Source organism: Paenibacillus whitsoniae (assembly GCF_003955665.1).
Lineage (GTDB): Bacteria > Bacillota > Bacilli > Paenibacillales > NBRC-103111 > Paenibacillus_E > Paenibacillus_E whitsoniae.
This window is the reverse complement of the sequence record NZ_RXHU01000036.1, coordinates 1-15,450: the sequence shown is the minus strand read 5'-3', so window position 1 is coordinate 15,450 and position 15,450 is coordinate 1. Positions and strand designations below refer to the sequence as shown.

Annotated in this window: 16 protein-coding genes; 2 read left to right on the top strand and 14 right to left on the bottom strand. The window is 49.8% G+C overall.

Annotated features, from left to right (window positions below):
- The 10 genes from EJQ19_RS13800 to EJQ19_RS13755 form a co-directional block, all read right to left on the bottom strand.
- The coding region (locus EJQ19_RS13800) for a TetR/AcrR family transcriptional regulator (protein ID WP_164716545.1) at positions 1 to 401 on the bottom strand (401 nt) is incomplete at its 3' end.
- Positions 402 to 729: 328 nt separating this feature from the next.
- The gene (locus EJQ19_RS13795; protein WP_126141816.1) at positions 730 to 1,689 is read right to left on the bottom strand and encodes a PfkB family carbohydrate kinase; all 960 of its coding nucleotides are present in this window, start codon (positions 1,687 to 1,689) and stop codon (positions 730 to 732) included.
- Between the two features lie 14 nt (positions 1,690 to 1,703).
- Positions 1,704 to 3,176 (bottom strand): glycoside hydrolase family 32 protein, encoded by a 1,473-nt coding sequence (locus EJQ19_RS13790; RefSeq protein WP_126141815.1) that lies wholly within the window; start codon positions 3,174 to 3,176, stop codon positions 1,704 to 1,706.
- A gap of 40 nt (positions 3,177 to 3,216) precedes the next feature.
- Positions 3,217 to 3,540 carry a GH32 C-terminal domain-containing protein gene (locus EJQ19_RS33075; protein ID WP_420901679.1) on the bottom strand — a complete coding sequence of 108 codons (324 nt, stop codon included), beginning with the start codon at positions 3,538 to 3,540 and terminating at the stop codon, positions 3,217 to 3,219.
- A gap of 56 nt (positions 3,541 to 3,596) precedes the next feature.
- Positions 3,597 to 4,702 (bottom strand): glycoside hydrolase family 32 protein (locus EJQ19_RS13780; RefSeq protein ID WP_206438415.1); only part of this gene is annotated, 1,106 nt, incomplete at its 3' end.
- 41 nt (positions 4,703 to 4,743) lie between these two features.
- On the bottom strand, positions 4,744 to 5,586 hold the full coding sequence (locus EJQ19_RS13775; protein WP_126141812.1) for a carbohydrate ABC transporter permease: 843 nt from the start codon (positions 5,584 to 5,586) through the stop codon (positions 4,744 to 4,746).
- The gene (locus tag EJQ19_RS13770; protein ID WP_126141811.1) at positions 5,586 to 6,470 is read right to left on the bottom strand and encodes a carbohydrate ABC transporter permease; all 885 of its coding nucleotides are present in this window, start codon (positions 6,468 to 6,470) and stop codon (positions 5,586 to 5,588) included. The genes EJQ19_RS13775 and EJQ19_RS13770 overlap by 1 nt, the downstream gene beginning before the upstream one ends.
- Before the next feature lie 73 nt (positions 6,471 to 6,543).
- On the bottom strand, positions 6,544 to 7,872 hold the full coding sequence (locus EJQ19_RS13765; protein WP_126141810.1) for an ABC transporter substrate-binding protein: 1,329 nt from the start codon (positions 7,870 to 7,872) through the stop codon (positions 6,544 to 6,546).
- A 180-nt stretch (positions 7,873 to 8,052) separates the two neighbouring features.
- On the bottom strand, positions 8,053 to 9,075 hold the full coding sequence (locus EJQ19_RS13760; RefSeq protein WP_126141809.1) for a LacI family DNA-binding transcriptional regulator: 1,023 nt from the start codon (positions 9,073 to 9,075) through the stop codon (positions 8,053 to 8,055).
- Positions 9,076 to 9,610: 535 nt separating this feature from the next.
- Positions 9,611 to 10,348, bottom strand: coding sequence for a ThuA domain-containing protein (locus tag EJQ19_RS13755; protein ID WP_126141808.1), 738 nt, complete (start codon positions 10,346 to 10,348; stop codon positions 9,611 to 9,613).
- A gap of 227 nt (positions 10,349 to 10,575) precedes the next feature.
- Here EJQ19_RS13755 and EJQ19_RS13750 point away from each other — a divergent pair, with 227 nt between their 5' ends.
- Positions 10,576 to 11,526 carry a helix-turn-helix domain-containing protein gene (locus EJQ19_RS13750; protein ID WP_126141817.1) on the top strand — a complete coding sequence of 317 codons (951 nt, stop codon included), beginning with the start codon at positions 10,576 to 10,578 and terminating at the stop codon, positions 11,524 to 11,526.
- Here EJQ19_RS13750 and EJQ19_RS13745 read toward each other — a convergent pair.
- The 4 genes from EJQ19_RS13745 to EJQ19_RS13730 all read right to left on the bottom strand — a co-directional run bounded on the left by EJQ19_RS13745 (position 11,487) and on the right by EJQ19_RS13730 (position 14,438).
- Positions 11,487 to 12,242, bottom strand: coding sequence for a hypothetical protein (locus EJQ19_RS13745; protein WP_126141807.1), 756 nt, complete (start codon positions 12,240 to 12,242; stop codon positions 11,487 to 11,489). The genes EJQ19_RS13750 and EJQ19_RS13745 overlap by 40 nt on opposite strands.
- Positions 12,243 to 12,417: 175 nt before the next feature.
- Entirely contained in the window at positions 12,418 to 13,248 is an 831-nt protein-coding gene (locus tag EJQ19_RS13740; protein ID WP_126141806.1) for an SPL family radical SAM protein, read from the bottom strand.
- Between the two features lie 54 nt (positions 13,249 to 13,302).
- Positions 13,303 to 13,851 carry a methylated-DNA--[protein]-cysteine S-methyltransferase gene (locus tag EJQ19_RS13735; protein WP_126141805.1) on the bottom strand — a complete coding sequence of 183 codons (549 nt, stop codon included), beginning with the start codon at positions 13,849 to 13,851 and terminating at the stop codon, positions 13,303 to 13,305.
- A complete protein-coding gene (locus EJQ19_RS13730) occupies positions 13,848 to 14,438 on the bottom strand; it encodes a bifunctional transcriptional activator/DNA repair enzyme AdaA (RefSeq protein ID WP_126141804.1) in 591 nt (196 codons plus the stop codon). The genes EJQ19_RS13735 and EJQ19_RS13730 overlap by 4 nt, the downstream gene beginning before the upstream one ends.
- Positions 14,439 to 14,592: 154 nt before the next feature.
- On the opposite strand from EJQ19_RS13730, the gene EJQ19_RS13725 reads away from it, so the two are divergent.
- A partial coding sequence (locus tag EJQ19_RS13725; protein WP_164716541.1) for a DNA-3-methyladenine glycosylase family protein occupies positions 14,593 to 15,450 on the top strand: 858 nt, incomplete at its 3' end.

The following is a 15,450-nucleotide window of genomic DNA, read 5'->3' as shown; positions in this document are numbered from 1 at the left end:
TCCGACATGAAATGTTTATCCCCGGATACAATTTGCTCCGAGTCCCGCAGCATGATTTTCAAAAAATCCCGGTCACTCAGCATCTTCGTCACCATGCCCGAAATAAACTGATACAGCGCGTCTTCCAGCGGTTGCCCGGGATGAATGCCCTTTATGAGCTCATCCATCTGCTGAAACCGCGATGCTTGGGCCTCCTTGACAATCGTCTCCAAAATCTCCTGCTTGCCGCCCGGAAAGTAATGATACAGCAGCCCATCTGTAATTCCGATATGCTTGTGCATCGCTCGGATCGACGTGCCGTGATACCCGTGCTGGGCGAACAGCTCCTTGGCCCCCTGCAAAATTTGCTCCCTACGCTCAGCCGCTTGAAAATCGCGGGATGTTTTGGGAATGCGTTTCATTGGCTCAATCTCACTTTCCATTTCACTCAACGATCGTGTAATGAATTATAGCGCAGTTAGGGTGGGAGTGCAAGGGGAAGGTGACATCAATCAATCATCACAAGTGCTTTCTAATGACAATTGCGCTAAATGTATTTCTTTGTATCTACCCGTTTTCTCAATTCAAAACCGCTGCTGAATCATTATACTTCTAACTTTCTCCAAAAGGATATTGGACACGGAAATGGCGGCGGAACGATTTCTCAATAAGGAGTTATCCTCGTCTCATAATCAATCACCCTGCTTAATCACAATTGATAAGGGTCCTTCCTCCCCCGCATTACAACAGTTAATCAGACAAAAATTGACTCACCTCTTCAATAGAAGGCAAAGAAGGGATAGCGCCATATCTAGTAGTTGTAATTGCTGCCGCAGAGTTGGCAAAAGATAAAAACTTCTTAATCTGCTCATGGGTTATTTCGTCTATTTTAGAATTTTCCTTACTTAGCTGAAATAATACAGCTCCAATAAAGGAATCCCCGGCACCTGTTGTATCAACTGCCTGAACTCGATACCCAGCAACGGAAACACGATCCGTTTTGGTATACCAGACGGCCCCCTCTGCCCCCTTTGTGAAAAGGATGTGCTCTACATGGCCAGTAAATAGAGAGGTTACCGCTTCTTCAACATCCTCGATTCCTGTAATAAAGAGCAACTCTTCCTCACTAATTTTGAGAATATGGCTAAAAGGAATAAATTGTTGAATCGTTCTTCGACATTCCACTTCACTGTTCCAGAGTGGCAATCTCACATTGGGATCAAAACTAACGATACCTCCGTTTTCTTGAACCGCTTGAATCGCCTTCATGTGCGCATACTTTACGGGTGCTTCGATTAAATCAACTGAACAAAGGTGTAAAATATCTCCCGCCTGAAACCACTGCTCTTCGATATCTTCTTGGGCAAGCAGCATATCTGCGCTTGGTTTTCGGTAGAAGGAGAAATCCCTATTTCCATCAGCTTTGAGACTGACGAAAGCTAACGCTGTATTCGCTTTGTCTGTTCTGCATACATACCCTGTCTCAACACCAACGGATGTCATCGTTTCAATCAAAAAATCACCGAAGGCATCTTGACCCAGCTTTCCTATAAATGCACTTTTTCCACCCAGCTTTGCAACCGTACAGGCTACATTTGCTGGAGCGCCACCCGCTGCTTTTTGAAAACCGCTGACATCTTTCAGTTCAATTCCTGTTTCATTCGGTATAAAATCAATAAGTGCCTCGCCAATCGTAAATACAGTAGCCACTTTCCAATCTCCCCTTAAAGAATATCCCACTTGTTTAAAGAAACGATACGGCACTTTCCTTGCGAGAAGACGTGAATACCCAGCGATTCTGTCCCTGGATAAATGCGCCCTGTCATTACCTTTTCCCCATCTTGGATGAAGATTTCTACAGAAGAGCGGTCTACAAATATGCGAAGGACTAACTGATTATTGTTCAGAGGAACCTTCGTCAGACGTTCACCTTTAGGTCCAATACCAGACTGATCGCGGTTAAACCGCAATAAGTTATCATCAACACGGTACGAAATAAGTGTTTCTTCCTTTTCATGTACCCGAAGCTTCAAGCCGAACTCCTCCGCTTCAAAAGCATCGAATACGACATCAAGCTCATAGCTGTCACCCGTGCATTCCAATCTCTGTTCTCCGCTAAGAAGAACGTCCTTCAGCTCATAAAGTTCGGAACGATATGTTTTTATTTCCTCAACTGGCCTATATACTATTTTATCATTCACGATTCTCATTTCTCTAGGCAGCGTCATCGCTCCTGCCCAATGATGTCCCTCTTGCGTCGGTATTGCTATCTCCCATGTTTCCATCCAGGCAATAACAATGCGTCTTCCCTGATTGTCTTCACAGGTTTGGGGTGCATAATAATCAAAGCCATAATCCATTGGTTTGTAGTCGTTGTAATGGAATTTTCCTTGTTCCGTGTCTAGTCGCCCTAACATCGAAACCGTTGAATGTATATTGTGATAATCATAACCTTGAGAGGGCATGCGCTGCGGGGATACCACTAGAACATCCTGATGATCCAGTTGGAATAAATCGGGGCATTCCCAATTATCTCCCATATGACCATCACTTCTAGCGATTTCATTCACGAACGTCCAATGCTGCAAATCTTCGGAACGATACAACAGAATAATGCCATTTTTGCTATTGTCATTGGAACCAATTACAGCATAGTACTTCCCATCTCTCTCGAATACCTTCGGATCCCGGAAATCTTTCTGACTGGCAGAAGTTGGAATGAGCGAAACAGGAATCACCGGATTTTGCTGTATTTTCTCAAAGCGCACACCCTCATCGGATACAGCTAGATTTTGCGTTTGAATGTAATCGTTATCCTTATCCGGTCCTGTGACAACGTGTCCTGTATACATCAGGAACAGCTTCCCGTCTTTTTCTATGGCACTTCCCGAAAAGCAGCCGCTTTCGTCATAGCTTTGATCGGGTGCCAGCGCAACAGGCAAGTATGTCCATTTAATCAAATCACGACTAATCGCATGACCCCAGTGCATCGGACCCCAATAAGACGTATACGGATAATGCTGATAAAATAAATGAAAGTTTTCCTTAAAAAAAACAAATCCATTGGGATCATTCATCCACCCATATTCGCTCATCAAGTGGTACTGTAATCGATAGTCTAAGCGAATGTTTTGTTTATTTTCCCCAATATAAGTATCTGCGTTTTCTCTTGTATAGTGTTTTACTTTATCTTTCATTTGACACCATTCCATATCTGATAGTTATCTATATTATGCTTTAAACAGCCAATTTCCAAAAATCAATGCAGCTGATATGCGCCGAGCCATTTTCTGCAAAAAAGCCGACCTGTACGCTCGCCGGCTCCGGGAAAATAAAGCCGGACATCACATAATCGCCTTCGTTAATGAACAGCTCCAACGTCGACCGATCTAAAAATAAATGAAAAGTCAGCAGCCCGTCGGCACGTTCCGCGATTTGGCACGTTTTAATCCCCGAGACGCCTCCGCCGGAATTCGTTCTGTCGAAAATGACTTGCTTCGCGGCCGCATCGTACCGGATGACCGTTTTTTCCTTGCCGTCGGCCGATGTCCGGACTTGCAAGCCGAATCCGCTCGCATCCGTTTGCTGCAAATCGATCTGAACGATTATCTCGGCNNATCTCGGCACATTCGCCCGCGATCCCCTGGATTTGATGCATATTGCTTGGCGTAACGCGATAGTTCTGCACTTGAATCGGGTTATGCCGCAGCAGCTTCATTTCGTCCACCGGCTGAATTTGCAGTCTCCCGTCTTCAGAACATTGAAGTTCCCGCGGAATCGTCATGCATCCGGCCCATGTTTTATCGATTCCATCCTCCATCGGCATCCAACCGAACAAAATCCGTCTACCGCGGTCATCCGTCATCGTCTGTGGAGCGTAAAAGTTAAACCCGTGATCCAAAAGCCGGAACGCCCCGTGCTTGTAGGTTCCGCTCTCATAGTCGAGCTCGCCGACATAGTAACCGGAAACGTTCGGCGCTCCCCAGTCTTCCACACCCTGAGGGGAAAAGGCCAAAATATGTTTGGAGCCCAAAGCGAACAGATCCGGACATTCGTGCATGTATCCCATTTGGCCATTGCTTTCGGTCAGGACGCCTACAAAATCCCAATGCGTCAAATCGCCCGACCGGTACAGGATCACTTTGCCGCGTTCGTCTTTTTTCGTGCCGAGCACCATGTACCATGTTCCCTCATGCTTCCAAACTTTAGGGTCACGAAAATGATTCGTTTGGCCGATCGCGGCCGGAGGGGCGGAAATCATCGGGTTTTCGCCGGATTTCGTAAATTCGATGCCGTCCGTCGACACCGCTACGCATTGCTGCTGGAACAAATCGTCGGGCAAACCTTGAGGCGAAGTAAATATATTTGCGGTGTAAAATAAATAGAGCCGGTCCTCATGCACGACTGCGCAGCCGGAGAAGCAGCCGTCAATGTCATACTCCTCATTCGGGGCCAGAGCGATGGAGAGATGTTCCCAATGAATTAGGTCTTTGCTTTTCATATGTGCCCAATGGATGTTCCCCCACGTCGGAGCGTACGGATTATGCTGATAAAACAAATGATATTCCCCGTTAAAGAAAATGAGGCCGTTCGGATCGTTCATCCAATAGACCGGCGGGCTGGCGTGATAAAGCAGTCGGTGTGGGTCCTTTACTTCTTTTGCCAGCGCCGCTTCGATCGAAGCGTGTGCCCTTTGTATCGCTTCCTTATGCGTGCTTTGCATTATTCGTCCCACCTTGATTACCTGCGCTTTCTATACTGAATTTATTTGATCGCTCCCTGCGTAACCCCTTGAATAATGTAACGTTGGGCAAACATGTAAACCAAAAACAGTGGAAGAACGATCATCAAGACCGCCGGCAAAAATTGCTCGTAGTTGGTCGAGTAGGTATCACTGAACACTTTTACCGCGAGCAGCAAAGTCAGCTTGTCCTGACCTGCATTTTGCAAAATCAGGACGGGGAGCAAATAGTCGTTCCAAATCCACAATATATTTAATATTCCGATCGTGACGGTCGTCGGCGTTAAAATCGGCATCACTATTTTGAAAAATGTTTGCCTCCGATTGCACCCGTCGATCAGCGTTGCTTCTTCCAGTTCAAGGGGAATGCCTTTCACAAAGCCGTGGTAAATAAACACCGAAAGCGAACTGCCGAATCCGAGGTACATGAAAATTAAAGTAAGCTGAGGCTGCGCTTGAATCCACCCCAACTTCTGACCGTAAACGGAAACAAGCGGAATCATTATCGACTGGAACGGTATAATCATGGAGGAAACCATCACGAAAAAAAACGTCTTGTTCATCTTCGTATTATTCCGCACAAAATAATGCGCCGTCATGGAGGCAAACAGCGAGATCAGGAATACGCTCAGGAACGTGATCAAGATGGTGTTCCATAAGCTTCTCAAGTAATGCATTTTATCCATGGCAATGGCGAAATTGGCAAATTGAATCGAAGTCGGCAAAGAAACGATCGAATCGACGATTTGCGCATTCGTTTTGAACGAATTCAGCAAAACGAGCAGAAAAGGGAAGCCGAATCCGATCAGCGCTGCCGATAAAATGATGTAAATAAGCGTTTGTTGAATGAGACGGCCTGTTCTCATTAGGCTTCAACCTCCAATTTTTTGCTGAAATAAACTTGAAGGGTGGTTACGCCTGCGACGAGGAAAAACAAAATAAAAGCTTCCGCCTGTCCCAATCCGTAATCGTGCGTCTGAAACGCTTTGTTGTAAATGTGCATGGAAGCCATGATCGTGCTTCCGAACGGCCCGCCTTTCGTCAGCGCCAAATTCAAATCGTAGATCATGAATCCGTTTCTGAGCGTCAGAAATATCGTTACGATAAATGCCGGCATCATCAGCGGCAGCACCATGCGGGTAAGCCGGACCCAGCTTCCTGCTCCGTCAATCGTTGCCGCTTCCAAAATATCTTTCGGCACGCTCATCAAACCGGCAATGAGGATAACCATCATATAGCCGACATTTTGCCAAACCGTAACAAGGACAAGCGCCCAAAAAGCCTTATGTTCATCGCCTAACCATGAGGTCGCGAATATTTCCAGAGCATATTTTTGACCGATAGTCACAAAAAAGCTGTTGAATAAAAACTGCCAAATAAAGCCCAGCACAAGCGCGCCGATCAAATTCGGAACGAAAAAAACGGTGCGGAAAAAGTTTTGCCCTTTGCCTCCGGAAGTTACGAAATAAGCTAATAAGAACGCTATGGAATTGACTAAAATGACCGTGATCGCGACGTATTTCAGCGTCAGCCAGATGGAAACCCAAAATTTGGAATCATGGAAGACGGAGATATAGTTGTTGATGCCAACAAAAGGCATCTCGGTCGCTATACCGTCCCATGCGAAAAAAGTCAAATAAATGCCATAAATAAATGGAACGGCAACGACTGCCAAAAACGCGAACAGCGTAGGGCCGGTAAAAAAGAGCTGATGACCCGTTCTCTTGAATGCATTTTTTTCAGAGATCATCTGGATCTCCTCCACTTCGAAATGAATTGAAAGTCGACGGGCAAGAACAAGTCCAGTCCGTCGACAAGGATGTTTACTTCACATTTTTCCAGTAATCTGCGATTTCAGCCGCCAAAGCAGCCCGGTCATCTTTGTTCACGAGATATTTTTGCATCGAAGCACCAAGCACTTTCCAGTGGTCGCCCGGCACGTAGTTGCCTGCGAAAGGAATGGACTTGCCGGCATTGTTGTACGCTTTGATCGATTTGGCAAGCGAATCTTTAGGCTCAAGCGTAATGTTTTTGAACGCCGGAATGATGCTCGCTTTGTTCACAAGGAAATCCTGGCCTGCCTGCTCGTACACAATCCAGTTGAGGAATTTTTTAGCTGCCGCCTGTTGTTCCTCGGTATTTTTCGTTTTATCGACAAAAATTTGTTTGGTCGCGCCGATTGCGATTGCGGAATTGGCTTTGTCGCCGGCGTTGTTGCTGACCGGAACAGGAATAAAGCCGAATTCGCCGGTTGGATTCGATTTTTGCAATTCGCTGATCATCCAGTTGCCGTTAAACGTAATGCCTGCCTCACCTTTGGCTACGGAAGCCGCCGATTGCTCGTAAGTAGTGGAAAGCGGGTCGTTTTTCCCTTTGTTGTATTTTTTCATAACATCGAATGTGTCAAGCAATCCTTTGTAAGCCGCGTTGTCGGCGATTTTCACGCTTCCTGATTTTAAGCCGCTGAGGAATTTTTCCACATTGCCGTCCGGCTGCGCCGCATAGGCGAGAGCTAGGAAGTGGTTGCCCAGGGACCAGTCCATGCTGCCGATCGTCAAAGGAGCTGGGCCGGAAGCTTGAATTTTTTTGAACAGTTCTTCAAGAGCGGCAGTCGTGTTGATTGAAGCCGGCTCGAAGGTGCCGCCGACCGCTTTGTCAAGAACGGCTTTGTTATAAATCAAACCGTATCCTTCAACCGAGAACGGGAACGCAAGCGTTTTGCCGTCGATCTGGTTGGGCTGCGCTAAGTCGCCGACCCATTTTTCACCAGAAAGATCGGCTGCTTTATCTTTGAATTTGACGATGTCGCCGGCGTCAAGCATAGCCAGCGTTGCCGGAGTGCCCGCAGCATAAAGCGTAGCGGCTCTCTCATAAGGAGATTGGCCGTCTCCCGTCGACATGACTTCAACGGTGATGTTCGGGTTCGCCTTCGTGAACTCTTTCCCCGCTTCAGCAAGCAATTTAGAAACGTCGCCGCCCTTCGATTCGAGAATCGTAATTTTAACCGGCTTTTCTGCGGAGGCGCCTTTGCTGTCAGGTGTTGCGGAAGCGCTGCCAACAGTACCGCCGGAATTCGTTTTGCTACAAGCGGTTGCAATCATTGCAAATACAAGCATTACGGCCAATGAAATAACAAGACTGGACTTTTTCATTTCGTTTTCCCCTTAGAATAAATTTTTCATGCTTGTTGCTATTGTTGTAAAATCCATTCCGCACTATTCTCCTGGCGCGCATCACCTCCTTCAAGAGTGACAACCTTTTTGAGCGCTCGATCGAACGCTCGACCATTCGGGAAAAGGTTTTCCTGAGTGGTCAAAAAAATAATGAACCTCCTACAGCATCGTATTCTTTATTACGCTGTCTCTTGAAACAAGGGTCGTCGGAAAGACAATGTTGGTTTTCAGGTGCCGCGTATCGTTTTCCAGCAATTCCAGCAGCAGATTGGCGGCTTGCGTACCGTACTCCGAATAGTTAACGTGGATGGTCGTTAATTTGGGCCGTACCAGGGACGAAATTTCCACGTCGTCAAAACCGATAATCGAGCAATCTTGCGGAATTTTCAAGCCATGATCATACAAATAATTCATTGCACCAAGCGCAAGTCTGTCAGTCGCGGCAAATATGGCGGTAGGTTTATAAGTATGCGCTAACATTGTTTTCGCCGCTTCATATCCACTGCTTATTTTGAAAGAATCTGCGTGAACCACGCTTTGTTTGGATACAGATATTTGCCGATCCTTCATGGCCTGTTTGAAGCCTTTCAGACGGTCGACGCCGACAGCCAAGTCATAAAGGGGAGCTGAAATGAAACCAATTTTGGTGTGCCCGTTGTCGAGCAAATGCGTGGTCGCCATATGAGCCCCCCCGACGTTGTCTATGTTGATGGCAGGAAATCCTTGAAGCTGAAATTGCTGGCCGATGACGACAGCAGGGATTTTATTATTGTTGAAAAATTGTTTATGGTTGGTCGAATATTTCACGCCTGAAAGTATGATCCCGTCAATTTTTTTATCCTCAAACGATTGAAAATATTTCAATTCTTTTTCTTCGTTTCCGTTTGTGATGGCCAAAAAAATGCTATAGCCTTTAGCATCCAAAATGCTTTCCAGGCCATTGATCACCTGAGCAAATATTTCGTTGGAAATCTCGGGAATCATCACGCCGATTGCATGAGTTCGCTTGTTAACCAGCCCTCTTGCCAAGGCGTTGGGCCTGTAGCCGGTTAATTCGACGGCGCTCAAGACTTTCTCCCGCGTTTCGGGATTTGTACGTTTGGTTCCGTTCAGTACTCTGGAAACGGTTGCAATTGATACGTTTGCCATTCGGGCAACATCTTTAATCGTATATTCGGCCATTAATTTATCTCCAATTTCCTTCAGCTCAATGTATTACGGGTAAACGTTTTCATGTAATGAGACTACCATAAACCGTGTTGTTCCGTCAATATAACCCCATATAAACAACTTTGATTATCCATTTTGCTCTGAAGTAGCGTGTAATGATCACTGTGTAGAATGAAGTGGCCTCAAGGGGCTTCACACAATTATTTCAAATGGCAAAGTCCCAAAATTCAAGCTAAGAACAAATTATACTCCCAAAGGAAGGAAATTCGAATATCTTCCCTAAATTGAAGGTTTTAATTAAGAAGATATGCTTCCAAATTCTCTATTCATCTATTAATTACAACAATTCAACACTTATTGCACTTATATTCGGGATTTTCTTGTCGTTGGCATATATTGTAGATAACTGTTGTCGTTGTACTGCCACCACGAACAAATAAGCGTGGCCCCCCCTTCTATTTGGGCATTCCACGAGAAAATGCATCCAATAGAGGTGGTTAACCACGCTTATATTTTATGAGCAGAATTTCTTCAGTTCAGCTATAGCCTACGCCTTCACTTTCGGCTGAATCGTCTCCAGCGGCTTATGGTTGCCGTAATAAGGCACTTCGCGCTTCGTCGGCGCCGCCCAGTGTACGGCATTCGAGATTACGCGGCGAATTTGCGGATTGTAGTAGGTCGGATACGTTTCGTGACCCGGACGGAAGTAGAAGATTTTGCCGTTGCCACGGTGAAACGTGCAGCCGCTGCGGAACACTTCGCCGCCCTCGAACCAGGAGACCATGACCAGCTCATCCGGCTGCGGAATGTCAAAATGCTCTCCGTACATCTCTTCCTCTTCAAGCTGGATGTACTCGCCGATGCCCTCCACGATCGGATGGCCAGGCGCCACAACCCAGAGGCGTTCCTTCTCGTCGGCTTCGCGCCATTTCAAATCGCAGGACGTGCCCATGAGCGTCTTGAACACTTTCGAAAAATGCCCCGAATGCAGCACGATGAGGCCCATGCCCTGCCATACACGTTTTTGCACGCGTGCGACGATCTCGTCCTGTACTTCGCCATGCGCTTTGTGCCCCCACCAGATCAGCACATCGGTGTTATTCAGCACTTCCTCGCTCAGGCCGTGCTCGGGATCGTCCAATGTTGCATAAGTGACTTCAACATCCCCGTTGATGCCTTCCCCGATGGCCGTGTGGATGCCTTGCGGATAGGCCGCGCGCACTTTCTCATTTTCTTTTTCATGCCGATATTCGTTCCAGACCGTAACTTTCAGCTTCTGACTCATTGATTGATTCCTCCATTGGCAGCGCATTCAGATGCGTGGTATTAATTCTGAGTATAGTGGCTCGGTTCTTTGAAATAAAGGCAAGATCCTGTCTACTTCTTATCCAAAAGTGTCTATCCATCTTAAACAATGATATACTGTGTGGAGTATTTTTCTTATAAACCACAATTTCATTCTTATACAAATCTGCCCTACTAACCATTCAGCGAGGTGATCGAGCGATGGATATGCCGCTTCCTTTAGCGAAGCTTGCCCCGATTCGCAACGAAGAAGTGATCTATCAGAACCCGCTCCTTTTTCTAAAAATTTGGGAAATCACCCACGATAACGACCATTATGGTTTTCCCGATCCTTGGCATTGGCACTCGCATAAGCAGGTGGAGTTCCTGATTGTCTGTCAGGGAGAGCTGGGTATCCAAACGAAGTCTGCCTATACCGTCATGAAAGCCGGCGACGTTCTCATGCTCGGCTCCTCGCAGCCGCACCGCACGCACAAAAATTCACCCGGGCCCCTGCGGCAAATCGTCTTTCAAATTGATCTTACGCAGCATTTTGACGTGAGCACGTTGTCGTATTTGCACTTTTTCTCAGAGCTGACACATTCGCTCGAGCCCTTCAACGAGCTGTTTCGGGCCAAACCTGAGGTGCGCAAGGCGGCCTACGATCTTGTCATCCAGATCTACGAAGAATCGCAGGCTAGAACGTTCGGCTACGAACTCGCGATCAGCGCCGCGATCAAACAACTGCTCCTGCTCTTGCTGCGCAACGATACGCGCGATCTCTCCCAACTGACAGAGGACGAGAGTATCACCCGGCTGCGTCCCGCCCTAACCTACATCGACGAGCATCTCGCCGACCGCATCACCGTAGACGAAGTCTGCACTTTGATGAATCTGAGCTATCATTATTTCATTAAGTATTTTAAGAAAGTTATGGGGATGTCATTCATTGATTACGTAAATTATAAACGGATAAAAAAAGCCGAGCGCCTCCTGCTTACAAGAGACCTCAGCATTATGGAAGTCAGCTACGAGGTCGGGATTACGAATATCGCCCAATTCTACAAGCTGTTCAAGCGTCATAACCAGTGCTCGCCCAAAGAGTTCAAGCAGCGGCTCCGCAGTGGGCTCCATGGCATTCAGCCGCTGGGCGAAATCGAGGGAGCGAAGTCGAAATAGCCGTCTTTTTTATGAAAAACATACATGTCGTTTTCACTCTGATCGGCTTTGAAATAATAGTACATCTCATCCTCGTGGGTGAGGGTCACCTTGCCGAGTTCCGACTTTGCCGCCTCCAACGCTTCTTCGCGATTGAAGCTGTTCAACAAGAGGGACACCTGCAGCGCGTCGATGAACCAATCGCCGTTTTCTCTTTGAGCTAACGTATAATGAACGTAGTGAGCTTGCGTGTATGTGAGGTTGCCGAATGTTTTAAAACCGAGAACCACCTTGCCGTCAACCTGCGGTTCAACAGTAAAACTGGACGCCAGCATCGAATGCTCGCCCGCAAAAACGAGCCCCTGCGGCTCCAGAATCCAACCAGGACTCTGCTCATACATCGTTTCCCAGTGCTGAAGCGCTCGCTCACTGTTATAGTTCAACAGTTCGCCCTTCAGCTCGGCAAATGTGGGGGCTGGCTCTTTCATCGCCTTTTTCTCGGCGACGGCCATAATCTCCAGATTTGTCCGTTCGAGATTACGGAGAACCGCGATAAGTTCAGCTTTATCGGGCAGTGGAGGCTGGGCTGCTGGGGTTGCCGTTTGGGGAGAAGCGTCGACCGCATCAACGGCGTTTGGAGATGCCTCCGGAGCAGACGCATCGCTGCAGCCCGCCAGCATAAGCATAAGGACAAACGCTTGTAGACTAACCGCATAACCATTCCGGGAACTTTTCACGATGATCTCGCACCTTTCCGAGCCGATCTATCCAATTTGACGAAGGCAATCCCGATTTAGTTTCAAATAACTGGAAAAAACCCTGAACTCACGATCCATTCAAGAATGACAGGATATCGCAGAAGCACTCAGGAGATCATAAAAAAATCTGGAGGTGTAAGTGATAACCGTGAACCTACGGAAGAAAGCCTTGTTGGCTGACGAACACACGCTCCTGCGGAAAATGCCGCAGGAGCTGTTCGTATACGCGCTGATACGCATCCCGACTGTACCAGTCGGACAACCCCAGCGCATCATAAATCGCCCGTACGCCGATGCGCTCCGTGCGCCTGCCCCCGCTGCCGTCGCCCATGAAATAGTCGTCGATGCACACCCGGTCCACGATGCCGGCCAGCCGCTCGGCGAAATCAGCCGAGCTGGGCAGGACAGGCGCAATCGTGGCCTGCACGGGAATGCCGCGAGCCCGCAGCTCGCGGAGAGCCCGAAGCCGCGCCTGCACAGGCGGCGCGGCCGGGGTGAACGCGCGGCGGACGTCCTCGCGGTCCGTCTCTACCGTGAGGCTCACGCGCACGCGGTCGCCGAGCCTCGCCAGCAGATTCGCATCCCGCGTCACGAGCGGGCTGCGGGTCTGCACGAACAAAAAGTCCGGCCGCAGAGCGAGATCGCCGGACATGACGTCAAGGAGCGAACGGGTAATTCGCTCCTTGGCTTCTACCGGCTGGTACGGATCCGTCGCCGACGAGCAAAAAATCGTCACGGGCCCGCGCCGCTTCGCCCGAACCAGCTCTTTCTCCAGCAGCTCAGGAGCGTTCGCCTTCACGTCGACCCAGCTGCCCCACGCTTCGCCCTCGTGAAACAGCGCGACCGGCATCTGCCGCACGTAGCAGTACGAGCAAGCGAAACTGCACCCCGAATACGGATTCAGCGTATGCGTGTACCCTTCCAGAAATCCGCTGGCCTTCGTCAGCAGGGATTTCGCTTCCTTTTGCCTCACATGGACGCGCATGAACACACCTCTCCCCCTGAAATTACGTCTTCCCGCACTCTACGTTGCCATCTATCAGCCGTTAACGCCAACCGCCGCTCCCTCCAGCCGCAGAAGCTTCGCTTTGTTCGCCAGCCCGCCGCGATAGCCGGTGAGCGAGCCGTCCTTGCCGACGACCCGGTGGCAGGGCACCGCGATAAGTACGGGGTTGGCACCGATCGCTGTGCCGACCGCGCGTACAGCGCTGGCTCGGTCGAGCTTTGCAGCTACATCCGAATAAGTCGCCGTAACGCCGTAGGGGATCGCTTGCAGCGCCTCCCAGACCCTCATCTGAAAAGCCGTTCCGCGCATGTCCAGCGGCAGCGTGAACACCTCCCGCCCTCCGGCGCCATAGGCTTCAAGCTCATCCAGATATGGCTTCAACCGGTTGGGATCATGATGCCAGACGGGGCCGTTCAGCTTGTTGTGCCCCCACGCCTTCAGGGCGGACAGCGCCTCTGCCTCGCTGGTTTTCACTTCCTTTTGCTGTAAATACTGTACGTAACACAATCCTTGTTCCGTTGCCGCCACCATCAGCAGCTCGTCTCCCAAACGTCCCAGGCTCCAATACACGGTCGTCATCATCGATCACCTCCTCCTTCTTGCATCCCCCCGAACGATCGCGTATCGTTAGGGAGCGTGCTTAATCGGTATTCTGTCGGCGTAACGCCTGTTTTCTTAAGAAAAACGGTGGCAAAATGAGCCGCATTCGCCATCCCCACCTGCGCCCCGACCCGGTTCACGGGCAGATCCGCCGCCAGCAGCGCCTTCTTGGCCGCCTCCACCCGCACGTCCTGCAGGTAGAGGAGCGGCGAGATGCCTTTGACCTTTTTGAACGTGCGCTGCAGGTGCGAGGGGCTCGCGTAAAAGCGTTCCGCCAACACCCCCAGCGTCAGCGGCTCCGCATAATGCTCGTCGATGTACCGCGCCAGCTCCGCCGTCCATTCTTCATCCGGCAGCCGGATCCCATCCGGGCGGCATCGTTTGCAGGGGCGGAACGCCGCCGCCAACGCGCTCTGCCGATCGGGGAAAAACCGGACATGCTCCCGTTTCGGCACTCTGGACTTACAGGACGGCCGGCAGAAAATGCCCGTCGTTGTCACCGCATAATAAAACGTCCCGTCATAGGATGCGTCATTATTTTCAACTGCTTGCCAGTACTGCTCCTGCATAACGCTTGCCCCTTTCCGCGTCTTTCGTTCTGTACGCACAGTATACCCAAATTCGAGAGTCGGCGTAAGCCCTGCAAGATGAGAAAGCAAGATTACAAAAGCCTCACTCTGTCATAATAAAAATATTCGACCGGATAAAAAAGGAGGGCTGTTCATGCTTCACTTCCAACCGCTTCCGTCCGAGCAGCTCGTGTGGCGCGAAGCCGAGCGCACGCTGATCGTACCGCTTCCCCAGCCTTTTCACTACGCGCATAACCTGGACTACTTGCAGCGTTCCACGAACGAGTGCCTGTACCATATCCAAGACGGCGTGATTTACAAGCTGCTGCCTGTGTCCGGGCAAAATGTCCTAATCACCTTGGAAGCCGGCGATGATACCGCTCTCCGTATCTGCATCGTCGAGCCGTCCGAAGAAGCGCCCTCCGCCGAAACTCGCCAAGCGATCGCCGACTACGTGTGGACGTGGTTCGACCTCGGCACTGACCTGGCTCCGTTCTATGCCATGGCGGCGCACGATCCAATTCTGGAGCCCGTGGCCGCTTCCTTCCACGGCCTTCGGCTCATGGGCATTCCGGATCTGTTCGAGGCGCTGAGCTGGGGCATCATCGGGCAGCAGATCAACTTACCCTTCGCCTACACGCTCAAAAGGAGGCTGGTCGAGCAGTTCGGCACCTCGCTGACCTGGGAGGACCGCACGTTCTGGGCGTTCCCGACGCCGGAGCGCATCGCTGCGCTGGTGTCGGAAGATCTGACGGCTTTGCAGTTTACCCGCTCCAAAGCCGACTACCTGATCGGCGTCGCCGCCCTGATGGCGGAAGGCACGCTAAGCAAGGAGCATCTGCTGTCGCTGCGCGACTACCCGCAGATGGAACAGACCCTGCTGCGCATACGAGGCATTGGCCCGTGGACGGCCAATTACGTGCTGATGCGCTGCTTGCGCTGGCCGTCCGCGTTTCCGCTCGCGGACGTCGGGTTGCATAATGCGCTGAAGCACGTGCTGCAGCGCAGCGAA

What these genes read in the sequence shown, in the direction of transcription:
- EJQ19_RS13770 (WP_126141811.1), bottom strand. Translation starts at nt 6,470, where the DNA reads ATGATCTCTGAAAAAAATGCATTCAAGAGAACGGGTCATCAGCTCTTT.
- EJQ19_RS13765 (WP_126141810.1), bottom strand. Translation starts at nt 7,872, where the DNA reads ATGAAAAAGTCCAGTCTTGTTATTTCATTGGCCGTAATGCTTGTATTT.
- EJQ19_RS13790 (WP_126141815.1), bottom strand. Translation starts at nt 3,176, where the DNA reads ATGAAAGATAAAGTAAAACACTATACAAGAGAAAACGCAGATACTTAT.
- EJQ19_RS13735 (WP_126141805.1), bottom strand. Translation starts at nt 13,851, where the DNA reads ATGATGACGACCGTGTATTGGAGCCTGGGACGTTTGGGAGACGAGCTG.
- EJQ19_RS13775 (WP_126141812.1), bottom strand. Translation starts at nt 5,586, where the DNA reads ATGAGAACAGGCCGTCTCATTCAACAAACGCTTATTTACATCATTTTA.
- EJQ19_RS13730 (WP_126141804.1), bottom strand. Translation starts at nt 14,438, where the DNA reads ATGCAGGAGCAGTACTGGCAAGCAGTTGAAAATAATGACGCATCCTAT.
- EJQ19_RS13760 (WP_126141809.1), bottom strand. Translation starts at nt 9,075, where the DNA reads ATGGCCGAATATACGATTAAAGATGTTGCCCGAATGGCAAACGTATCA.
- EJQ19_RS13740 (WP_126141806.1), bottom strand. Translation starts at nt 13,248, where the DNA reads ATGCGCGTCCATGTGAGGCAAAAGGAAGCGAAATCCCTGCTGACGAAG.
- EJQ19_RS13755 (WP_126141808.1), bottom strand. Translation starts at nt 10,348, where the DNA reads ATGAGTCAGAAGCTGAAAGTTACGGTCTGGAACGAATATCGGCATGAA.
- EJQ19_RS13750 (WP_126141817.1), top strand. Translation starts at nt 10,576, where the DNA reads ATGCCGCTTCCTTTAGCGAAGCTTGCCCCGATTCGCAACGAAGAAGTG.